General features: G+C 41.7%; 17 protein-coding genes and 1 tRNA gene. 10 read left to right on the top strand and 8 right to left on the bottom strand.

The window, feature by feature from the left end; genetic code table 11:
* Positions 1-968 precede the first annotated feature (968 nt).
* A tRNA-Ile gene (locus Q0976_RS06960) sits at positions 969-1045 on the bottom strand.
* 364 nt (positions 1046-1409) lie between these two features.
* Here Q0976_RS06960 and fdhD point away from each other — a divergent pair.
* Positions 1410-2249: a formate dehydrogenase accessory sulfurtransferase FdhD gene (gene fdhD / locus Q0976_RS06955; RefSeq protein WP_299492386.1), complete on the top strand. Its 840-nt coding sequence runs from the start codon at positions 1410-1412 to the stop codon at positions 2247-2249.
* 35 nt (positions 2250-2284) lie between these two features.
* Positions 2285-4600, top strand: coding sequence for an FdhF/YdeP family oxidoreductase (locus tag Q0976_RS06950; RefSeq protein WP_299492384.1), 2316 nt, complete (start codon positions 2285-2287; stop codon positions 4598-4600).
* A 77-nt stretch (positions 4601-4677) separates the two neighbouring features.
* Here the strand turns inward: Q0976_RS06950 and rpoD are convergent, their stop codons facing one another.
* The 4 genes from rpoD to rpsU form a co-directional block, all read right to left on the bottom strand.
* Entirely contained in the window at positions 4678-6510 is a 1833-nt protein-coding gene (gene rpoD, locus Q0976_RS06945) for an RNA polymerase sigma factor RpoD (protein WP_298768312.1), read from the bottom strand.
* Positions 6511-6634: 124 nt separating this feature from the next.
* Positions 6635-8365, bottom strand: coding sequence for a DNA primase (gene dnaG / locus Q0976_RS06940; protein ID WP_299492381.1), 1731 nt, complete (start codon positions 8363-8365; stop codon positions 6635-6637).
* A gap of 141 nt (positions 8366-8506) precedes the next feature.
* Positions 8507-8950 carry a GatB/YqeY domain-containing protein gene (locus tag Q0976_RS06935; RefSeq protein ID WP_299492379.1) on the bottom strand — a complete coding sequence of 148 codons (444 nt, stop codon included), beginning with the start codon at positions 8948-8950 and terminating at the stop codon, positions 8507-8509.
* A 6-nt stretch (positions 8951-8956) separates the two neighbouring features.
* Positions 8957-9172: a 30S ribosomal protein S21 gene (rpsU, locus tag Q0976_RS06930; RefSeq protein WP_020911290.1), complete on the bottom strand. Its 216-nt coding sequence runs from the start codon at positions 9170-9172 to the stop codon at positions 8957-8959.
* Between the two features lie 230 nt (positions 9173-9402).
* On the opposite strand from rpsU, the gene tsaD reads away from it, so the two are divergent.
* The gene (tsaD, locus tag Q0976_RS06925) at positions 9403-10419 is read left to right on the top strand and encodes a tRNA (adenosine(37)-N6)-threonylcarbamoyltransferase complex transferase subunit TsaD (protein WP_299492377.1); all 1017 of its coding nucleotides are present in this window, start codon (positions 9403-9405) and stop codon (positions 10417-10419) included.
* A 68-nt stretch (positions 10420-10487) separates the two neighbouring features.
* On the opposite strand, the gene plsY is transcribed toward tsaD, so the two are convergent.
* Positions 10488-11096: a glycerol-3-phosphate 1-O-acyltransferase PlsY gene (plsY, locus tag Q0976_RS06920; protein ID WP_299492375.1), complete on the bottom strand. Its 609-nt coding sequence runs from the start codon at positions 11094-11096 to the stop codon at positions 10488-10490.
* Between the two features lie 306 nt (positions 11097-11402).
* Between plsY and folB the strand changes: the two genes are divergently transcribed.
* The 5 genes from folB to Q0976_RS06895 all read left to right on the top strand — a co-directional run bounded on the left by folB (position 11403) and on the right by Q0976_RS06895 (position 14980).
* Positions 11403-11756 (top strand): dihydroneopterin aldolase, encoded by a 354-nt coding sequence (gene folB / locus Q0976_RS06915; RefSeq protein ID WP_299492373.1) that lies wholly within the window; start codon positions 11403-11405, stop codon positions 11754-11756.
* A 2-nt stretch (positions 11757-11758) separates the two neighbouring features.
* Positions 11759-12244 carry a 2-amino-4-hydroxy-6-hydroxymethyldihydropteridine diphosphokinase gene (folK, locus tag Q0976_RS06910; RefSeq protein ID WP_299492371.1) on the top strand — a complete coding sequence of 162 codons (486 nt, stop codon included), beginning with the start codon at positions 11759-11761 and terminating at the stop codon, positions 12242-12244.
* Positions 12245-12325: 81 nt separating this feature from the next.
* On the top strand, positions 12326-13126 hold the full coding sequence (locus Q0976_RS06905) for an undecaprenyl-diphosphate phosphatase (RefSeq protein WP_299492369.1): 801 nt from the start codon (positions 12326-12328) through the stop codon (positions 13124-13126).
* A 15-nt stretch (positions 13127-13141) separates the two neighbouring features.
* Positions 13142-13990 (top strand): methyltransferase domain-containing protein, encoded by an 849-nt coding sequence (locus tag Q0976_RS06900; RefSeq protein ID WP_366525072.1) that lies wholly within the window; start codon positions 13142-13144, stop codon positions 13988-13990.
* A gap of 84 nt (positions 13991-14074) precedes the next feature.
* Positions 14075-14980 (top strand): L,D-transpeptidase family protein, encoded by a 906-nt coding sequence (locus Q0976_RS06895; protein ID WP_299492367.1) that lies wholly within the window; start codon positions 14075-14077, stop codon positions 14978-14980.
* A gap of 146 nt (positions 14981-15126) precedes the next feature.
* Here the strand turns inward: Q0976_RS06895 and Q0976_RS06890 are convergent, their stop codons facing one another.
* Both Q0976_RS06890 and Q0976_RS06885 read right to left on the bottom strand, forming a co-directional pair.
* Positions 15127-15381, bottom strand: a complete 255-nt coding sequence (locus Q0976_RS06890; protein ID WP_299492365.1) for an Lpp/OprI family alanine-zipper lipoprotein — start codon at positions 15379-15381, stop codon at positions 15127-15129.
* A 216-nt stretch (positions 15382-15597) separates the two neighbouring features.
* On the bottom strand, positions 15598-16839 hold the full coding sequence (locus Q0976_RS06885) for a multifunctional CCA addition/repair protein (RefSeq protein WP_299492363.1): 1242 nt from the start codon (positions 16837-16839) through the stop codon (positions 15598-15600).
* A 175-nt stretch (positions 16840-17014) separates the two neighbouring features.
* On the opposite strand from Q0976_RS06885, the gene Q0976_RS06880 reads away from it, so the two are divergent.
* Both Q0976_RS06880 and Q0976_RS06875 read left to right on the top strand, forming a co-directional pair.
* Entirely contained in the window at positions 17015-18775 is a 1761-nt protein-coding gene (locus Q0976_RS06880; RefSeq protein WP_299492361.1) for an ExeA family protein, read from the top strand.
* Positions 18775-20022 carry a general secretion pathway protein GspB gene (locus Q0976_RS06875; RefSeq protein ID WP_299492359.1) on the top strand — a complete coding sequence of 416 codons (1248 nt, stop codon included), beginning with the start codon at positions 18775-18777 and terminating at the stop codon, positions 20020-20022. The genes Q0976_RS06880 and Q0976_RS06875 overlap by 1 nt, the downstream gene beginning before the upstream one ends.
* The last annotated feature ends 190 nt before the right edge of the window (positions 20023-20212 follow it).

Here is a 20212-nt window from a genome sequence, read left to right as displayed (position 1 = left end):
AATTGTTGATTTTAAATGCTTTAATTTGTTTTCAACTGTTTTCTTTATTAAAAAATTATTCATTTTTATAAATTATGGAAATAGGTAGAATAAAATAATTGTTCATGAAATTTACTATACTACTGTTATTTAACATATAGTTTTTAATTTAACAAAGTAAAGTAAAATTAATGTAATGGTTATTAAATCATTTGAATATGGAGTCTTTTAAATAATACCAATCTAAGTAAGTGAGCATTCAGCGGGAATTAAAAATGCGGTAGGCAAGGTCGTTTAATCGCTCCTGCATTAACAGACAATCCCACCATCTGATGTTTACGGATGAACAAATGCCGTGTTCATATGGATGTGAATGACCGGCCATGGCGTCGTCGACTTGGGTTCCAGACATCGCTCTAGCTTCTCCATCCATGGCGTCGTCGGCTTAGGTTCCAGACATCTCTCTAGCTTCTCCATCTGATGTTTACGGATGAACAAATGTCGTGTTCACAGGGATATGAATGAACGACCATGGCGTCGTCGGCTTGGGTTCCAGACGTTGCTCTAGCTTCTCCATCTGATGTTTACGGATGAACAAATGTCGTGTTCACAGGGATGAATGAACGACCATGGCGTCGTCGGCTTGGATTCAAACGCCGCTCTAGCTTCTCCATCCATGGGGCGTATATCGAAAACAGACAACGCAGCATAACGTATTTTTAAACTCACACAGAGTGAGTCACTCAGCCATTTTACTTCTGTGTTACATTAATTTGAAAGGAAATGACCCTTCCTGCATCAATGTGCCTTGAATCGAAAAGCCTTAATGGCTCTGAACTGATCATTGACTTAGATTGGTATAACTTAGGTAATTAGTGAGCTTTATTTGTCAGGGGGAGATTGGGGTGGAGAAAAGTGTTTGATTTTATCTTGGGCATTAAAACGAAAAACGCGCAATAAGTATAAACTTATTGCGCGTCATCAAAATTTGGTGGCCCCTCACAGACTCGAACTGTGGACCTAACGATTATGAGTCGTGTGCTCTAACCAACTGAGCTAAGGGGCCGACTTAAGGTAATCGTCATTACCGAAAGCGAGACAGAGTATACGAGCTTTAATTACGCTTGTCACCTCCGATTTTAATAGAAAATGCCATATTTGATTCAAGTGCTTATCTGTTAATCAATTCCGAGTGGTTTTTTACTGGGAGATGCTATTTTTTACCATGATGTTGATAACATTGAGTGGATTGTGACATCAGTATGACAGGTTAATGGTGGATCTTTAGTTTAAAGGTGGGAGGAAGTAAAAGCTGTGTACGGTAAGTATCTTAAGAAGAATATTTAACCTATTATGTTTATAAGAGACTTTAAGCATGCTTTATGCTCGCAGGTAGCAGACAGCATGTGTTGATGACATGAGTTGAAAGCATGAAGGCTGATTTTTCAAATGAGGTTGTGTCAAACACAGATCTTGAGCGGCAATCAAATGGACTTTTCCCATTTGAGTTAATGGATAGTCGGGAGGGAATTGCATCAGAAGCACAGCAGGTACAATTGGTGACAGAGTTGCCCTTATCGCTGAGTTATAACGGCATTAATTATGCGGTTATGATGATTTCTCCCTATGATTTGGATGATTTTATTTTAGGGTTTTCACTATCTGAAGCCGTTATTGACCATGCTTTGCAGCTCAAGGATATCGAATATCAACACACTGATTTGGGTATTGAAGCCAGCATTACAATTAATGAGCGGGCTTTTAATGCGATGAAAAATAAGCGGCGGCAATTATCTGGGCGAACAGGTTGTGGTATTTGTGGCCGTGAAGCCTTAGAGCAGCTTTGGTTACAACGCACTCCTTTATTAGCCTCCCCTTTACCGCAGGCTGGATCTCTACAAGATCTCAATCACAAGATTGGGCCTTGGCAGCAACATGGAAAAGTGACCGGTGCATTACATGCCGCTTTGTTTGTCAAACATACAGGTGAGATTTTAGCCTGCCGTGAAGATGTGGGCAGGCATAATGCGCTGGATAAACTCTTGGGGGGGATATCTAAGAGGCAATATGATGTAGGAACAGGCTTTATTGTGGTAACAAGTCGTTGCAGTTATGAGTTAATTCAAAAGGTTGTGTTACACGGAGTGAGCACCTTAGTGTGTTTATCTGCGCCGAGTTCTTTGGCGGTTATTTGGGCAAAAAAATATAATATCAACCTCATTCATATTCTAAAGAATGAAGCTGCTAGAGTGTTTCATCGCAGTGTATAGCTTATGTGTCTCGTGGAAGTGATTAAGGAGTCGCTATGAGTAAGAAAATTACGCAATATCACAATGCTGCGGGAGGTTGGGGGGCGCTTGCTAGCACTGCTAAGCATCTTATTAAAAGTGAAAATATTGCTAAAAATATTCGCAACTTATTGAATACGAATCAAGATGATGGTTTTGATTGTCCTGGCTGTGCTTGGGGAGAAGACGATGAAGTTGGGCATTTTAAATTTTGTGAAAATGGGGCAAAAGCCGTTAACTGGGAGGCAACCAGCAAAAGAGTCAGTAGTGATTTTTTTGCAACTCATACGGTGAGTGAACTCAAAAAACAAAATGGGCATTTTTTAGAGTCTCAGGGACGATTACATCAACCATTATCGTACGATGGCCAGTCTGATCATTATTTTCCCATTAGTTGGGATAAAGCTTTTGAATTGATTGCAGGAGAATTAAATCGGCTTGAGTCGCCGGATCAAGCCGAGTTTTATACTTCAGGCAGAACCAGTAATGAAGCGGCTTTTTTATATCAGTTGTTTGTCAGAAAATTTGGAACCAATAATTTTGCGGATTGCTCCAATATGTGTCATGAGGCCAGTGGTGTTGCATTAAAACAGGCTCTGGGTGTGGGAGAAGGCACGATACAACTGATTGACTTTGAATATGCTGATGCGATTTTCGTTTTTGGACAAAATCCAGGTTCTAACCATCCAAGGATGTTAGACAGTTTGTATAAGGCCGCTCGACGAGGGGCCAGCGTTGTGAGTTTCAATACGCTAAAAGAGCGAGGGTTAGAGCGTTTTGTCAGTCCTCAAAATGCCGTTGAAATGTTACAAAATAGCTCAACTAACATCAGTAGCCTATATTTTACACCTAAATTAGGTGGCGATATGGCTGCTATTAGAGGCATGGTGAAGGTGATGCTTGTTATTGACAAGCAGCGTAAAGAAAAAAATGAATCGGGAGTATTTGATGAGGCATTTTTAGCACAACATTGTGAAGGGCTAAATAATTATATCCAACAAGTTGAGACAACAAGCTGGGAAAAAATAGAAGCGCAGTCGGGATTGACTTATGCTCAAATTGAGCAAGCGGCGAAAGTACACCTCAATAGCAAGAGAGTGATCTGTACTTGGGCAATGGGGATCACCCAGCATAAACATTCTGTGGCAACCATCCATGAAATTGTCAATATGCAATTGTTACGTGGGCAGTTAGGAAAACATGGCTCCGGTTTATGCCCTGTTAGGGGACACAGTAATGTGCAAGGCGATAGGACGATGGGGATTAATGAAAAGCCCTCTGTTGATTTCTTAAAAAAGTTGGGTCAAGTTTTTGATTTTAATCCCCCTCAAAAGCATGGCCATAATACGGTGCAAGCGATTCGTGCCATGCTGGAAAAACGAAGTAAAGTCTTCATTGGATTAGGGGGAAATTTTGCTGTAGCCACTCCTGATACTCAAGTAACAGAGCAGGCTTTGAGCCAGTGTGAATTGACAGTACATATAGCGACAAAACTAAACCGTAGTCATTTGGTAACGGGTAAGCAAGCGTTAATCTTGCCTTGTCTGGGCCGTACCGATATTGATATCCAAGCAGGAGGGCCCCAAAAAGTTACAGTGGAAGACTCCTTCAGTATGGTGCATGCATCATCAGGGGTTGTCCCCAGTGATAGGGGGGATATGCGCTCAGAAGTGGCGATTGTTGCAGGAATAGCTCAGGCTACATTAGGCTCAGAAGAGATCCATTGGCAAGACTTTGTTGATGATTATGGCCTTATTCGTCATAAAGTGGCTGAGGTTTTACCTAAATTTAAAGGTTTTAATGAAAAAATTCAGTATCCAGGCGGGTTCTACTTAGGGAGTCATGCGGCGGAATATCATTGGCAAACACCATCAAAAAAAGCACAGCTTATTGCTCATGCATTGCCAGAATCGATTATCGCATTTGATCCGAGTGCGCTAACAGAGCAGGCAACGTTTATATTGCAAACGCTGCGATCGCATGATCAGTACAATACCACGATTTATGGAATGGAAGACAGATATAGAGGTGTTCATGGGCATCGAAAAGTACTCATGATGAATGATAAAGATATGTTACAGCAAGGATTAGCACATTTAGATAAAGTAGTATTAACGTCATTATGGCCAGATAAGAGTACTCGGCAACTTTCTGGTTTTACTGTGATTGAATATGACATTCCACGTGGTAATGTGGCTGCTTATTATCCTGAAGCCAATGCATTAGTGCCATTAGAGAGTGTCGGTGAACTCAGTGACACGCCCACTTATAAATCGATTGCGATTTTGGTGGATAAGGACTCTGCTCAGATTAATGTGAAAGTGGAAAAATAATATACTGGTTTATAGTGATTAAAAAGCCCAACACGCAGGTTGGGCTTTTTAATCATTAGATGAAAAATGTTAGTGCATTATTCATCTAGGAATGATTTTAAGATTTCAGAGCGAGAAGGATGACGCAATTTACGTAACGCTTTTGCTTCAATTTGACGAATACGCTCACGGGTCACATCAAACTGCTTACCCACTTCTTCTAACGTATGATCGGTATTCATATCGATACCAAAACGCATACGTAAGACTTTTGCTTCACGGGCTGTTAGGCCTGCTAGGACTTCGTGCGTGGCATTTTTTAAACTTTCGCCAGTGGCTGAGTCTAATGGTAGTTCAAGCGTCGTGTCTTCGATAAAATCACCTAAGTGTGAGTCTTCATCATCACCAATGGGGGTTTCCATTGAGATAGGCTCTTTGGCAATTTTAAGGACTTTACGGATCTTATCTTCCGGCATTAACATGCGTTCAGCTAACTCTTCAGGCGAAGGCTCACGACCCATTTCCTGAAGCATTTGACGTGAAATACGGTTAAGCTTATTAATCGTTTCAATCATATGAACAGGAATACGAATAGTACGCGCTTGATCGGCAATTGAACGAGTAATGGCCTGACGGATCCACCAAGTTGCATAGGTTGAGAACTTATAACCACGGCGGTATTCGAATTTATCCACCGCTTTCATTAGACCAATATTACCTTCTTGGATCAGATCTAAGAATTGCAAACCACGGTTGGTGTACTTTTTGGCAATAGAGATCACCAAACGCAAGTTGGCTTCAACCATTTCTTTCTTGGCACGGCGGGCTTTCGCCTCACCAATTGACATACGGCGATTAATATCTTTAATCGCACCAATGGCAAGGCCAGTTTCGTTTTCAATGGCATCGAGTTTCGCACGGCTACGTTGCACATCGTACTCAACCATTTTTAGCCCTTCGGCATAAGGTTTACCAGATGCAAGCTCAACATTGAACCATTCAATGCTGCTTTCGTTACTGGTATAGCCTTTGACGAAGTTCTTTTTCGGCATTTTGGCTTGTTCAACGCAGAGCTTCATGATGAGACGCTCTTGAATACGCACTTTGTCCATCATTTCGCGCATATTTCTCACTAAGCTATCGAACTGCTTAGGCATCAAACGGAATTCTTTAAAGATTTCACCAATTTCAAAGAGGGCTAAGGTTGACTCAGCATGACCACGACCTTTTAATGCAATGACTTTTAATGCACTTTCATGGGCTTCTCTTAATTGAGTAAAGCGCTCTTCAGCTTCCTCTGGATCAGGTCCTTTTGGACCCTCTTCATCATCTTCGCCTTCTTCACCTTCAACATCTTCATCCGCTAAATCTTCATCGGATAACTCAGAACCGATATGGGTCGCTGTTGGTGCGACATCTTCGGCGTTCGGATCAACAAAACCTGAAATGATATCGGATAAACGTATTTCTTCAGCTTTGTAACGATCATATTGGTCAAGAATGATACTGATTGCTTGAGGATATTCAGCAACAGATGCTTGTACTGTGTTGATCCCTTCTTCGATACGCTTAGCGATAACAATTTCGCCTTCACGAGTAAGCAGTTCAACGGTACCCATTTCACGCATATACATACGGACGGGATCAGTGGTGCGACCAAGTTCGGCTTCTACGGTGGCCAGTGCCGCCGCGGCTTCTTCAGCTGCATCATCATCAGTGCTGTCTTCAGACATCATAATGTCATCGGCATCGGGCGCCTGTTCGTAGACCCGGATCCCCATGTCATTAATCATCTGGACAATATCTTCAATCTGGTCGGCGTCGACCATATCAGCAGGTAAGTGGTCGTTCACTTCTGCATAGGTTAAATAACCTTGCTCTTTACCTTTGGCAAGCAACAATTTAAGTTGCGACTGCGGAGTGTGATCCATAGATATCATCCAAGTTGGGGTAACAGTTAAAACGACGGGGCAAGTATGCCACGCAAATCGTCAATTATAGCCTTGTACGCGTCCTTGTGCTAGTCTTAGCGGCAAGTTTTGCACGTTTTTTATGCTAAGCTTGTGCTTTCATGACCGAGATAAGCTTTTGAAGCTGTATCCTTTCTTCTTTTGTATGTTGTTGCTTGAGACTGAGTTCTTGGTATCGCTGCTCAATATATTGATTGTTCAACCATATCAAAGTCCCTTTTAACTTTTGCAGTAAGTTTTCATCCGCCACTTGATGGTCCCATTGGGCTAATTTATTCAGGATGTTGACTTGTTTGTCCCCCCTGAAATGCTCAAGTAGTTGTGCGCTGCTCATGACTTGCTGCTGTGTTAATGTTAATACTAAGCTGAGCAAATCAATGCCCGGCATTTGTATGTATTGCAGTGCCGGTTGCTCTGGTAACCCAAAACCTAAACGAGGGTGTTGCACTAAAAGGGCAATGGCCAGCCGTAAAGGCGTGCCTCTTCCTGCTAACGCTTGGGATTTATTTGGCTTATTTTGTCCTTTTGAGACAAAATTAAACTTACGTTTGAGCTCGTCGGCATTATTCATTCTGAGCTTATGAGCCAGTTCTTCTAGCAATAAGCTTTGTAATACAGTATCTTGTATTTTTTCTATTAGTTTGATGGCATTTTGTGCCAATAAACTTTTGTCATCTTTGCCGTGCTTTAGGGCAAGGTTGTCAAATAAAAAGTCTGATAAAGGCTTAGCCTGAGTCAGTTGTGCTTCAAAGGCTTCTTTACCGACTTGTCTTATCATGCTGTCAGGATCTTCACCTTCCTGAATAAACATAAACCGGATTTGTACGCCTGGCTTTAATAAAGGCAATGCTGTTTCAAGGGCTCGCCAAGCGGCTTCTTGTCCTGCTCTATCACCATCATAGCAACAAATGACTTCTCTTGTGCTACGAAGCAAGAGTTGAAATTGCTCGGCTGTGGTGGCAGTGCCTAATGATGCAACGGCGTAATCCACACCAAATTGCCCCAATGCCACGACATCCATATAGCCTTCAACAATCAGTATTTGCTTTGGATCTTTATGGCGTTGCTTGACTTCATACAAGCCATATAGCTCATTGCCCTTATGAAATATGGGCGTTTCGGGAGAATTCAAGTATTTTGGTGTGCCGTCACCTAATACACGTCCACCAAACCCAATGACTCTGCCGCGCCGGTCCCGTATGGGGAACATGAGTCGATCACGAAATCGGTCATAACGTTTGCCATTATCATTCTCAATGACCATACCCGCGGTCAGCAATTTATTTTGTGCATCACTGCTTTGACGGTAACGGCTTAATAATCCATCCCAGCCATCGGGTGCAAAACCAATGTTAAAGTGCTCGATAACTTCCTGTGATAAGCCTCTGTAATCAAGGTAATCAAGTACTTTTTGTTTGTCATCATGCTGTCTAAGCTGATGTTGATAAAATAAACTGGCTTCTTCCATTAATTGATACAAATCACGACTTAAACTGTCATTTCGTGGCTTGCGAGAACCTTGTTCCTGAGGCACTTCTAGACCCAGTTGTCCGGCTAATTCATCAATGGCATCAATAAATTCAAGTCGGTCATATTCCATAACAAAGTCAATGACATTACCGTGAGCGCCACAACCAAAACAATGGTAAAACTGTTTATCTCGGCTAACCGTAAATGAAGGTGACTTTTCACTATGAAAGGGGCAACAGGCAGAGTGATTTTTACCTGCTTTTTTTAACGGCACTTTAGCGTCAATAAGATCGACTATATCGATACGAGCTACTAGCTCATTAATAAAATCACGAGGTATCGCCATTTTTTGGAAAAAAGCCGCCTTTAAAACAGATTATTTGGAAGATAATTGTATCGTTTAACGTCGACTACTGAACAAAACAATCTAGGATTTAAACAAACAAGCCGCGCAGGAGCACGGCTTGTTCATACATTAAAATCAAGGTTATTTAAGTTTTGCTTTAATCATAGCACCAATTGATGCCATATCAGCTCTACCTAATACTTTTGGTTTTAATGCTCCCATTACTTTGCCCATATCCGCCATGGATGATGCTGACATTTCAACAATGCTCGCATCAATTAACGCAGAAATTTCCTCTTCTGTTAGAGGCTGAGGCAGAAACTTTTCAAGGATCTGAATTTCTTCTGCTTCTATTTGCGCTAATTCGTCACGTCCTGCTGCGGTATATTGCGCAACGGAATCACGACGTTGTTTTACCATTTTGGTTAACACTGCTATAGCTTGCTCATCAGTCAGAGATTCGCGGGTATCCACTTCAATCTGTTTGATGGCTGCTAATGCCATACGAATGGTGCCTAAACGTACCTTTTCTTTGGCACGCATGGCTTCTTTCATTTGGTCTTTTAGCTGATTAACTAGGCTCATAAGAGATTAGTATAAACGTACGCGACGCGCATTTTCACGAGAAAGCTTCTTAGCAAGACGCTTGATAGCAGCGGCTTTAGCACGTTTACGTGCAGTCGTTGGCTTCTCGTAGAATTCACGAGCACGAACGTCAGCTAAGATACCTGCTTTTTCGCAAGAGCGCTTGAAACGACGTAAAGCTACGTCAAATGGTTCATTTTCACGTACTTTAATAATTGGCATACGCCATCACCCCTTAGGTGTCGGTTGTTGAGTCAAGACGAATCAGACCCAAGTTAATTTAAAAATGGTGCGAAATTCTATACCGATTGACGGGTGTTTGTAAAGCTTTTCACACGATTGAAATGCGCATATTACACAAAGGTGTGATTTTGATGTGCGCATAACTGGTGTAATTATGACTCAACAGGTAGAATTAGGCTTCATTTTATTAACCAAAAAGACGGAAAATAATGCGGGTTTTAGGTATTGAAACATCTTGTGATGAGACGGGGATTGCGATTTATGATGATGAACAGGGTTTGTTGTCTCACACTTTATATAGTCAGGTAAAATTGCACGCTGACTATGGGGGTGTTGTGCCCGAATTGGCATCAAGAGATCATGTCCGTAAAATTATTCCGTTAGTGCGCCAAGCATTGGCTGATGCTGAGATGGAAATGAGTCAACTTGATGGAATCGCTTATACCAAAGGGCCAGGACTCATCGGTGCATTACTTGTTGGTGCGTGTGTTGGACGTTCATTGGCTTTTTCATGTGATAAACCGGCTATTGGTGTGCATCATATGGAAGGGCACTTATTGGCGCCAATGTTAGAAGATGATGCCCCTGAATTTCCGTTCTTGGCATTATTGGTGTCAGGAGGGCATTCAATGCTTGTCGGTGTGGAAGGGATTGGCCGTTACGAAGTGTTAGGGGAGTCTCTTGATGATGCTGCAGGTGAGGCATTTGATAAAACGGCTAAATTAATGGGGCTTGATTACCCAGGGGGCCCAAGATTATCTAAGCTGGCTGCCAAGGGGGTGCCGGGCAGTTATCGTTTTCCAAGACCCATGACAGATAGACCCGGTCTTGATTTTAGTTTTTCTGGATTAAAAACCTTTACGGCTAACACGATAGCCTCAGAGCCGAGTGATGAACAAACTCGAGCGAATATTGCTTGTGCGTTTGAAGAGGCCATTGTGGATACCTTAGCGATTAAATGTCGTCGTGCATTAAAGCAAACGGGTTATCAGCGTTTAGTGGTTGCCGGTGGAGTGAGTGCTAATACGCGCTTACAAGGATCATTAGCCGATATGATGCAAAAAGAAGGTGGAAAAGTGTATTACCCTAGAGGGGAGTTTTGTACCGATAACGGCGCCATGATTGCTTATGCTGGATTACAGCGGTTAAAAGCAGGGCAAATCGATGATTTGGCCGTTAAGGGGCAACCAAGGTGGCCACTGGATACTCTGCCGCCTGTTTCTTAACTTTATGTTTCATATGAACCTGAAGAAAAAGCGATTTTATTTTCACTCTGTTTAACGTCAAAAAACACCTATTTAGGTGTTTTTTTCTTTAATTGTAATTTGGTTTCTTTTCCTTTTAATAGGCGAATAATATTGTCTTTGTGGCGAAGCACAATCAGTACAGATAGCATGGCCACAGGTAATGTGAACCTTTCATCTAACCACCAAGTATAAAATGGAGCGGTTAGGGCGGCAGCAATAGCGGCGAGAGAAGAATAGCGTGTGATAAAGGCAATGATGAGCCAAGTGCCAATGAGAGAAAGTGCTAAATCACCACCAATGGGGGCCATTGCGCCAAACGCGGTGGCAACCCCTTTTCCGCCTTTAAAGTGAAAGAAAACAGGATAAATATGACCGAGACAAGCGGCAATGGCAATGACGCCGAGAAAAAGGGGAGAGATACCTAAAACAAACGCAATATAAGCCGGAGCTGCGCCTTTGAGCATATCGAAAATCAATACCATGATAGCGGTACTGATACCGCCAAAACGCATAACGTTGGTCGCGCCTGGGTTTTTTGAACCTTGAGTGCGAGGATCGGGCAGACCACGTAATCGGCAAATTAATACGGCACTGGAAATCGAGCCAGCTAAATATGCAGCAAGGATCATGATAAGTGTCAGTGCGGTTGTGCTCAAATTGGTTTCCTTATCCGTCTTAAGGTATTATCACGCCACCACTAAAAATGCTTTTCAATCGTCCATTATACTGTGGATGTTAATGAGTTTTCCTTCAGTGGCGAAAAATCCATTTTAATGTGGCTATTTAGTCGACGATTAACAATAAAACTTAAGATGGAATGTTAATTTGCATGCGCCTGACTCTATCCTACTCGGGTTTTTAACCGGAGAAAAGCAGGCAAGTGATATTATTCACTAATTTGGAGCATATAATCATGCATACAGGCATTAATCTAAACTCTTTATCATTTTGGGAGGTCTACGATGGACAAGGTATTGATTCGTGAACTGAAAGTAGAAACAGTGATCGGCATTTATGAATGGGAAAAGCAAATACATCAGAACCTTTTGATTGATTTGGATATGGATTACGATATTCGAGAAGCTGCGAGCAATGATGATTATCAATTTGCATTATGCTACGAAACGGTATCAAACCGCTTGATAGACTTGATCACTGAAAAGCCAATTGATTTGATTGAAACCGTGGCTGAAAAAGTGGCAAAGTGTGTGATGGATGAGTTTAATGTACTCCGTGTAAGAGTTAAAGTAATGAAGCCGGGCGCCGTGCCATCAGCGTCGGCTGTCGGTGTTGAAATTGTGCGAGGACATGATTAAGTATGGCAACAATATACATCAGTATAGGCAGTAATATTGAGCCAGAAAAATACGTTAAGGCTGCATTAAAGGATTTAGAGGCAATATTTGGCTCATTAACGCTATCCTCTGTTTTTGAGAGTGAAGCTGTGGGGTTTGAGGGACATAATTTTTTAAATATGGTCGTTGCTGCACAAACACTTGAGCCTATTAAGGCTGTTGTAGCTATTTTTAAGCAATTGGAAAAAGAGTGTGGGAGATTACCCGGAGAGAAGAAGTTCAGTGCCAGAACATTAGATTTAGATTTATTATTATATGATGATTGTATTTGTCAGCAACCTATTGTGCTCCCCCGTGAAGAAATTCTTAATAATGCTTTTGTGTTATGGCCACTTGCTGAAATAGCGCCCAATCGAGTGCATCCTGTTGTCAATCGAACTTATCAGGATTTATGGCAAGCCTTTGATAAAGATTTACAGCGATTGTGGCGAGTGGATTTATTGTCGTAATAGAGTCAGAGTCTGCTTTTTCTTTTACCTTAAAGCGAATCGTTAGCTCATTATCGCTTTATCGATATGTACTGGATATTTATGGATACTTTACAAGTTATTCTTTTAGCCCTTATTCAAGGTCTTACAGAGTTTTTGCCTATTTCAAGCTCTGCGCATTTAATTTTACCGGCTCAACTTTTAGGTTGGCAAGATCAAGGGTTATCTTTTGATGTCGCTGTCAATACAGGCTCCTTATTGGCAGTGGTTATTTATTTTCGCCGTGAACTCTTTTCAATGTTTACCGCTTGGACTGGCAGTATTGTGAGCCGTGAGCAAAATGAAGAAAGCCGATTAGCGTGGTGGATTATTTTAGCAACGATCCCCGCTGTGATTGTGGGGTTTACGGCGAAAGATTTTATTGCAACGCATTTTCGTAATATTGAAGTGATTGCGGCAACGACGATTATATTTGGCTTGTTACTTTGGTGGGCTGATAAAATGAGCCGAGAAGGGTTAAGTGAGTTTCAGGTAGGTTGGAAAAAAGCCCTTTTTATTGGTTTAGCGCAAGCGGTTGCTTTGATCCCTGGCACATCACGCTCTGGGATCACTATGACAGCAGGATTAATGCTGGGATTAACTCGAGAAGCGGCAGCACGGTTTTCGTTTCTCATGTCGGTTCCTGTGAGTTTAGGCGCGGCAATATTGGTAACAAAAGATCTGCTCTCAAGTGAGCAAGCAATTGATTATCAGGCATTAGGAATAGGGATCTTAGTCTCTTTTGTATCGGCTTATCTTTGTATTCATTATTTTTTAAAGATTATCAGCAAAATGGGTATGACGCCCTTTGTTATTTATCGTTTACTGCTGGGGATTGTCCTTTGTGGTTTCATTTTCTTATAAGGCAGGCTTGAGCTGATGACAATAAGCAGTATTTACCTATGCCCCAAATGTAACGAAGCATTGCGAGTACATGTCTCTTCTCAGGGATTATATTGTGATAATAAACATCATTTTGATAAAAATGAGCAAGGGTATTGGATATTTAGTCAGGCGAAAAAGCCAAAACTTGACTCTCGGCAGGTGATGCGTGCAAAACGTTATCTATTAGAAAGTGGGATGTTTACACCTTTGATAGAAGCGATGGCATCGCTGTTGAGCGACAGTAAAGACAAAGTTGGAATTTTAGCGCAAGGGTCGTTACAGCAATTGGATTTTGATTGTGGAGAGGGCTTTTATATGCGTGAGCTAAAGCGTGTGCTAAAGTCACAATCGCCTGCAATATCACTTGTGCAAACGGGTATTGCAGAAGCTGAAAATGCACTATTTGCTGCAGCAAAATCCGTGCCGGAGAACACTTATATAGCGAGTCAATTAAAAGCATTACCTTTTATTGATAGTAGTTTTGACCTAGTTACTTTGATTGATAAGCCTTTAAAAGGCAAAGAGTTATTTAGAGTGTTGAAAAGTAATGGTATTTTCCTTCAGGTTATTCCTTCGCCGCGACACCTATGGCAGATAAAGTCACATATTTATACTGATTTAGCGGATAAGGAACTAGACTTAAGTATACCAAGCGAGGCTGAATTGATAAAAAGTCAGCGCGTTGCCTTTACTGTACCTTGTACTGGGGAGCAAGCATTGACTTTATTGGATATGACCCCTTTTGCATGGAGGGCCAGTGACAAAATACGTAAGCAAATTGCTTTAATGTCTTTGGATGCTGTTGAAGTTGATTTTGTCGTGGCATTGATGGTAAAAAAATAGGCTTCACTTTAAGGTCCGTCGTTTTATGGATAATGTGTACTTTGCCGAATTCGCGACCTTTTTAATCATAGGAAAGAGTGGTAGATGATGCGTTTATTGTTGTGGTTCATCTTAGTGGTATTCCCTTTCACCAGTGTGGCAAATGTGTATCCGCTTCCTGAGACAAACAGTCGATTAATCGGTGAAGTACAAAAACACATTGTTCAAAAAGGTGAATATTTTCAAACAATAGCCAAAGATTATAATGTGGGTATTTTAGAGTTAATGGCAGCGAATCCGAATGTGGATCCTTTTTTACCTAAAGAAGGCACCTTGCTAAAGATCCCCACTGAAATGTTATTACCCGATGTACCACGAGAAGGCGTGGTGATTAACTTGGCAGAATTAAGGTTGTATTATTTTCCGAAAGGAAAACAAAAAGTGTATGTTTTCCCTGTTGGAATAGGGAAAATAGGCAGTGAAACACCTGTTATGGTGACAAAAGTTAAGTCGCGAATTCCCAACCCAACATGGACACCTCCAGCGAGTATCCGTAAAGCACATTTGGAAGAGCGCGGTGAAGTCTTACCTGCCGTTGTTTATCCCGGTCCTGATAATCCTTTAGGTAAGTTTGCTATCCAATTAGCTTATGGAAGGGGCAGTTATCTTATTCATGGTACCAATCAAAAATTTGGCATTGGCATGAGAGTGAGTGCCGGTTGTATACGCTTGAGTCCAGATAATATCGAATGGCTATTTCATCATATCTCACGTGGGGAAAAAGTCACCGTGATTAATCAAACAGTGAAAACAGCAACAGAGCCAGATGGGCGCAAAATGATAGAAGTGCATTCTCCATTATCTAAGAGTAAAGATAAACAAATTCAAGTGGTGAATTTAACCAAGCAAGCCCTGAAATTTATGAGTCAATATGATATCGATACCAATACAGTTGATCAGGCTATCATGCAACAAAGTGGATTACCTGTGAATGTGGGGTTGTTTCAATAGTATAGGCGTATTGTGCAACGCTAGATCACCATTTAGCTGAATGCTGTAGTGTTTATTTTATTTGGCTTGGAAAGGGGGAGTCAATTAAGGGGGAAATAGGCAACATCAAATAGATTTGATGTTGCCAATACTGATAGTTCTATTTCTTACTTGCTGTAAGAAGAAGCGATATTATCGATACGATCATTGGCACGCTTGGCTTCAGCTTCTGCATTCATTGCAGCAGCTTTTGTATCTCTCATGTCAGAAGCCATTTTAGCTTGATCAGATGACATCGCATTCACTTGCGCCGATAGTTGATCAACTTTATTGCTTAGTTTTTCAAGGTCGCCAGTTGAAGCACAACCACCAAGCATTACAGTCATAGCAACACCAGCTATCATCAGTACTTTTTTGTTCATTGGGAAATCCCTTCAGTCAGTTAATTTAAATTGAACAGCTATGCAACATAACTGCAACAAGTTAATTATGGCATAGCACACTAAATTTGCTATGCCTTTCACGCTAGGTACAGTATACCTTAGACAATATCACTGTAATTGCAAGCTTAGCGAGAAGAATTACAACTCACCTTTACCTTGCCATACATAGGCTTAATGAATCATGAATATTTTCGACTAATTATTTATTTTTTTGTTGAAGTTATGTTTTGCTTCTTTAATTGCTTTGATTCTTTCTATATCGAGTTGTTGCTTGATTGCAGCGCCTTGAAACCCTGCTTCAATAATCGTTTGAACAGAAACAGAAAGTGCTGACTTGTAACAGTCATGTAAATATTGAGATTGAGGATAATCGGTGTCTTCAAAGCCTGTTCTGCCTTTTGCATCCGCTTCACAGATTAAGCCCAATTGTGTGACACGCTCAGGTTTGCGCCAAAAGTCGGCTTTATTAAAAATATTAAGCAGGGTTTCTGCACGTAATTGCGTTATATTATGAATATTTTGGTGCTGATCGCTGGCCAGTAAGGCTAAGTCACGATAATGGTTGGGTATGCGTAATCGAATACACATTTGCTTGATGCATGCTAAGCCTTTTTGACCATGGCCATGGTGTTTCGGTAAGTCGGCTTTGGGACTCAATGCTTTACCCAAATCATGAGTGAGAGCTGCAAAACGGACCGCATTATCTCGGCTTAGCTTAGAAGCTTGTTCAAGCACCATCATGGTGTGAATGCCAGTATCAATCTCTGGATGCCATTTTTCTGGTTGGGGAATACCAAATAAGGCATCAATTTCAGGAAATAAGACTTTTAGCGCTTGGCATTGCCTTAAAACAGAAATAAAGATATGGGGGGTTTGAGTGGAGAGGGCTTTATCCAACTCTTGATAAACTCGCTCAGGGGTGAGTGCTGCTAGCTCACCGCTGAGGCTAAGTTCTGTCATTAACGCTAAGGTTTCAGTGGCAATACGAAAGCCTTGTGTATGATAGCGGGCTGCGAAGCGTGCGACGCGTAATACTCTTAAGGGGTCTTCAACAAAAGCAGGGGAGACATGTCTTAGTATTTTTTGATTGAGATCCTCTATGCCGCCAAAAGGGTCAAATAAAGTACCCGCATCATCTTGTGCGATAGCATTGATGGTAAGATCGCGACGTAATAAATCTTGTTCAAGTGTCACGTCAGCTGCGGCATAACAATCAAAGCCACCATAACCAGAAGCCACTTTTTTTTCTGTACGTGCTAAGGCATATTCTTGTTGGCTTTTGGGATGTAAAAATACAGGAAAATCTTTGCCCACTTGTTTATACCCTAGGTTAAGCATTTCCTCTGGGGTTGAGCCGACAACCATGTAATCTTTGTCTTTAACGGGAAGGTGTAATAATGTGTCTCTGACGGCGCCGCCAACAAGGTATATTTTCACAATAATTGATTTAAATAACAAAAGAGAATAATGAGCTTATCATGATGGAGTGTAGGGATAAAGTGAAGGCACTGAGACCATGATTTTATCGCTAAAAGTGAATAAGTTAATTTTGACAAAAATACCGCTTGGCTTTACCTTGGTCTGGACTTTTTATTGAGGATTTTTGCACGTTATGTACAAGGCTTTTTATGGACTCAGCGATAACCCCTTTTCGATCGCGCCTAACCCCCATTATTTATTTCTAAGTGGTAGGCACAGAGAAGCACTCGCGCATTTAACCTATGGCTTAGGTGAGACGGGAGGTTTTGTACTCTTAACCGGTGAAGTGGGAACAGGAAAAACCACCGTATCACGTAGTCTATTAAACCGACTACCTGATAATACCGATACTGCTTTTATCCTCAATCCGTCACTGACCGAGCAAGAATTATTAGCCACCCTGTGTGATGAACTCAGTATTTGTTACACAGATAATCCGAGCATTAAGCAATTAACGGATTTAATCAGCGGCTTCTTGCTAAATAATCATCAAGCTCAACGTAATACAGTGTTGATTATTGATGAGGCGCAGCATTTACGTCCTGAAGTATTAGAACAATTACGGTTATTAACCAATTTAGAAACGGATACAAAGAAATTATTGCAAGTGATTTTAATTGGCCAGCCCGAATTACAGCAATTGCTAAGAAGACAGGAGTTGAGGCAATTAGCACAAAGGATCACCGCGCGTTACCATTTATTGCCTTTAACGTTAGAGGAAGTGGGCTTTTATGTGCTGCACCGATTGCAAGTTGCTGGTCGACAACAACTGTTGTTCAACCGAGGGGCCATTAAAGCACTTCACCAATGCAGTGGCGGGATCCCAAGGTTAATCAACTTGATTGCTGAGCGAGCCTTAATGGCCGGTTTTGCCCATAGTCGCAGTATGATTGATGCAAAAATGGTGAAGTCGGCTTATTTTGAAGTGTCAGGAGAAGAGAAAAAGAGTCAAAACGGCCTGTTTCCTTGGGTGGCAGGCATTGTTTTTATGAGTGTTTTTTCAGTGGTTTTCTATTTATTCTATGCGGATGCCAGTTCAAATGATGTAAAGCTTTCACTTAAACAGCCAATTGAGCAGTCAATAGTACAAGCCCCCAGTCATCAAGAGATGAATCATCAAAGGTTAGGCACTCAAGGGCTGGGCAATCAAGAGATGAGCCATGATGGCATGAGTAATAAGAGGGAAGGCTCCCATCTGACTATGCCATCGTCAGCAGAAAAGCAGGTTCCTGCCGTCAGTGTTGCCGCCACTATAGCGAATAAACCTGCTTCATTATTAACCTCGACTATAGAGAAAAGTCGGCAGATAGCACCTGCATATGCCAGCTTATTAGGTGCGTGGGGCAAAGTTCCCTACATTGGACTGAGCGGGTGTCAAGCGGCCAGTATGCAAGGTTTGGTGTGCTTTCAATTACAAGGCAATTTACTGCAATTATTGAAACTGAATTATCCGGCCATTGTTTATCTGGTTGATGAAAAAGAACAGCTCTTTTATGGCACTTTATTGGCGAATGACAATGAGCAAGTCTTGCTGCAGTTAAATGAGCAACAGTTGTGGGTGAGTAAGCAGTGGTTTAATCATCATTTTTCAGGTACCTATGAAGTGTTTGCAGAGGCTGCGTCTGCCCCAGTGGTAATTGATGAACGTGCGAGTGTTAATCAACTTCAATGGTTGGAAAATAGCTTAGCATTAGTATTAGATCGCCCCCCGCGTTTAGTCAGTACTTTTGATAAAGGCCTAAAACAAGAGCTAAAAATGTTCCAACAACAACACGGATTGAGGGCCGATGGTATTGCAGGTAGTCAAACTTTATCTCAGTTAAATTTGTATTTAAGTACCCAAGGCCCGCGATTAGGTGATAAAGGGTTAGGTAATAAGGGAGGGTACTATTAATGTCTATTTTATTAGATGCAGTGACACGTTCAAAACAGCAAGAAGCGAATATCGATCCTGTATTGACACCGAGGTTGGATTTTTATTCAACCCAGCGAAAAGATAACCTCACAAAAAAAGCGATTGTGTTCGTCATTATCATTGTTTCGTCAAGCGTGTTAGCTTGGGCTGTGAGTCGTTTTATGATTAATGGATTAGCTGTTGAGTCACAATCTGTTGATGAGGGAGTGACTCTAACGTCAAAGAATGAGGCATTGTCCACGTCTTATGCGTCCCAAAAAGTTGTTATTGAGCCAAGTAAGGCAGTTAATCATCAAGTCATTAATAGCCAAGCGGTGAATAATCAAGCTGTGAATAGTCAAGCACAGGTCGCCTCTATCACTTTTGTCGGAAAATCGGCTTTACCCGTGCCTCAAGCTCAGCCTATAGCCCCCATTGAAAGTAGAATGACCGCACAGAGGCTAGCAAAAGCGGAAACCGTGACGGCGATAGGCCCTCGATATACTGAAAGAGCGGTGACAGACGAGAGCTTGGCTGGCGGGAGTTTGCCTGCACCCATTGAGAAAAAAACGCTCACAGTGAGTGCAAAAAGAGATGTGGCTAAACAAGAGCCAATGATATTGGGGGCTAATAGCAATCAAAAAGGTCAAGATAGACTTGCAGCACTTAAAAAAGAAGTGGCAATAGCCGCCTCTGAAGTGGGCTTGAGCGATAAATCTACTCAGGTTCATGGTGCACAGTCAAAACGAATACCGTCAAGTTCAGTACCATCAAAATCGGTAGAGCCAACGTCAGCTCAAACGAAAGTGGCAGCGCTTTTAGCCGCTAACACCGAACAAGCCCCGACAAGTGAAGAAAATGCATTACTCATTGCAACACTTCAAAAAGAGTTAAGGCAAGTGGAAAGGGAGCATGCACAAGCCGCTGACGTTCAGCTATCGGCCAGCACATCAACAGAGCCATCAGCTCAGGCATCAAGTAAGCCACCAGCTTATACCTTTGCTGAGTCATCAACACAGGTGCCTAAATACGGACAATTACCCACAGCGGTTCAATTGCAAGTGCCAGAGTTTAATATTAATGGACACGTCTATTCCAGTAATGTAGATAAGCGTTGGCTTAATGTCGATGGTGTAGAGCTACAACAAGGGGATCTGATCCAAGGAAAATTAAAAATCATTGAAATAAGGCCGCAAGATGTGGTGCTTGAGATTTCAGGAAATAAATTCTCCGTACCAGCAGCTTAGGGAGTTGGGTGGCATGGCCACCCATACAGAATTGAGTATTAAGCTTCGCTTAAATAGAAGGTCGTGAGTTCCCACTCACACTGGGTAAATATAAACTCGCGTTTGGCTTCATTGGTATTGGCGAGAGTTTTTCAGTTTGTAATTTTATTGATATTGATTGCCTGCGGCAGGCTAAAGTAGTGAGTTCCCA

The sequence above is a fragment of the uncultured Shewanella sp. genome, from assembly GCF_947501665.1.
In the GTDB taxonomy this organism is placed as follows: Bacteria; Pseudomonadota; Gammaproteobacteria; order Enterobacterales; family Shewanellaceae; genus Shewanella.
Note: the sequence above shows the minus strand (reverse complement) of the source record. Positions and strands in the feature narration are given on the sequence as shown.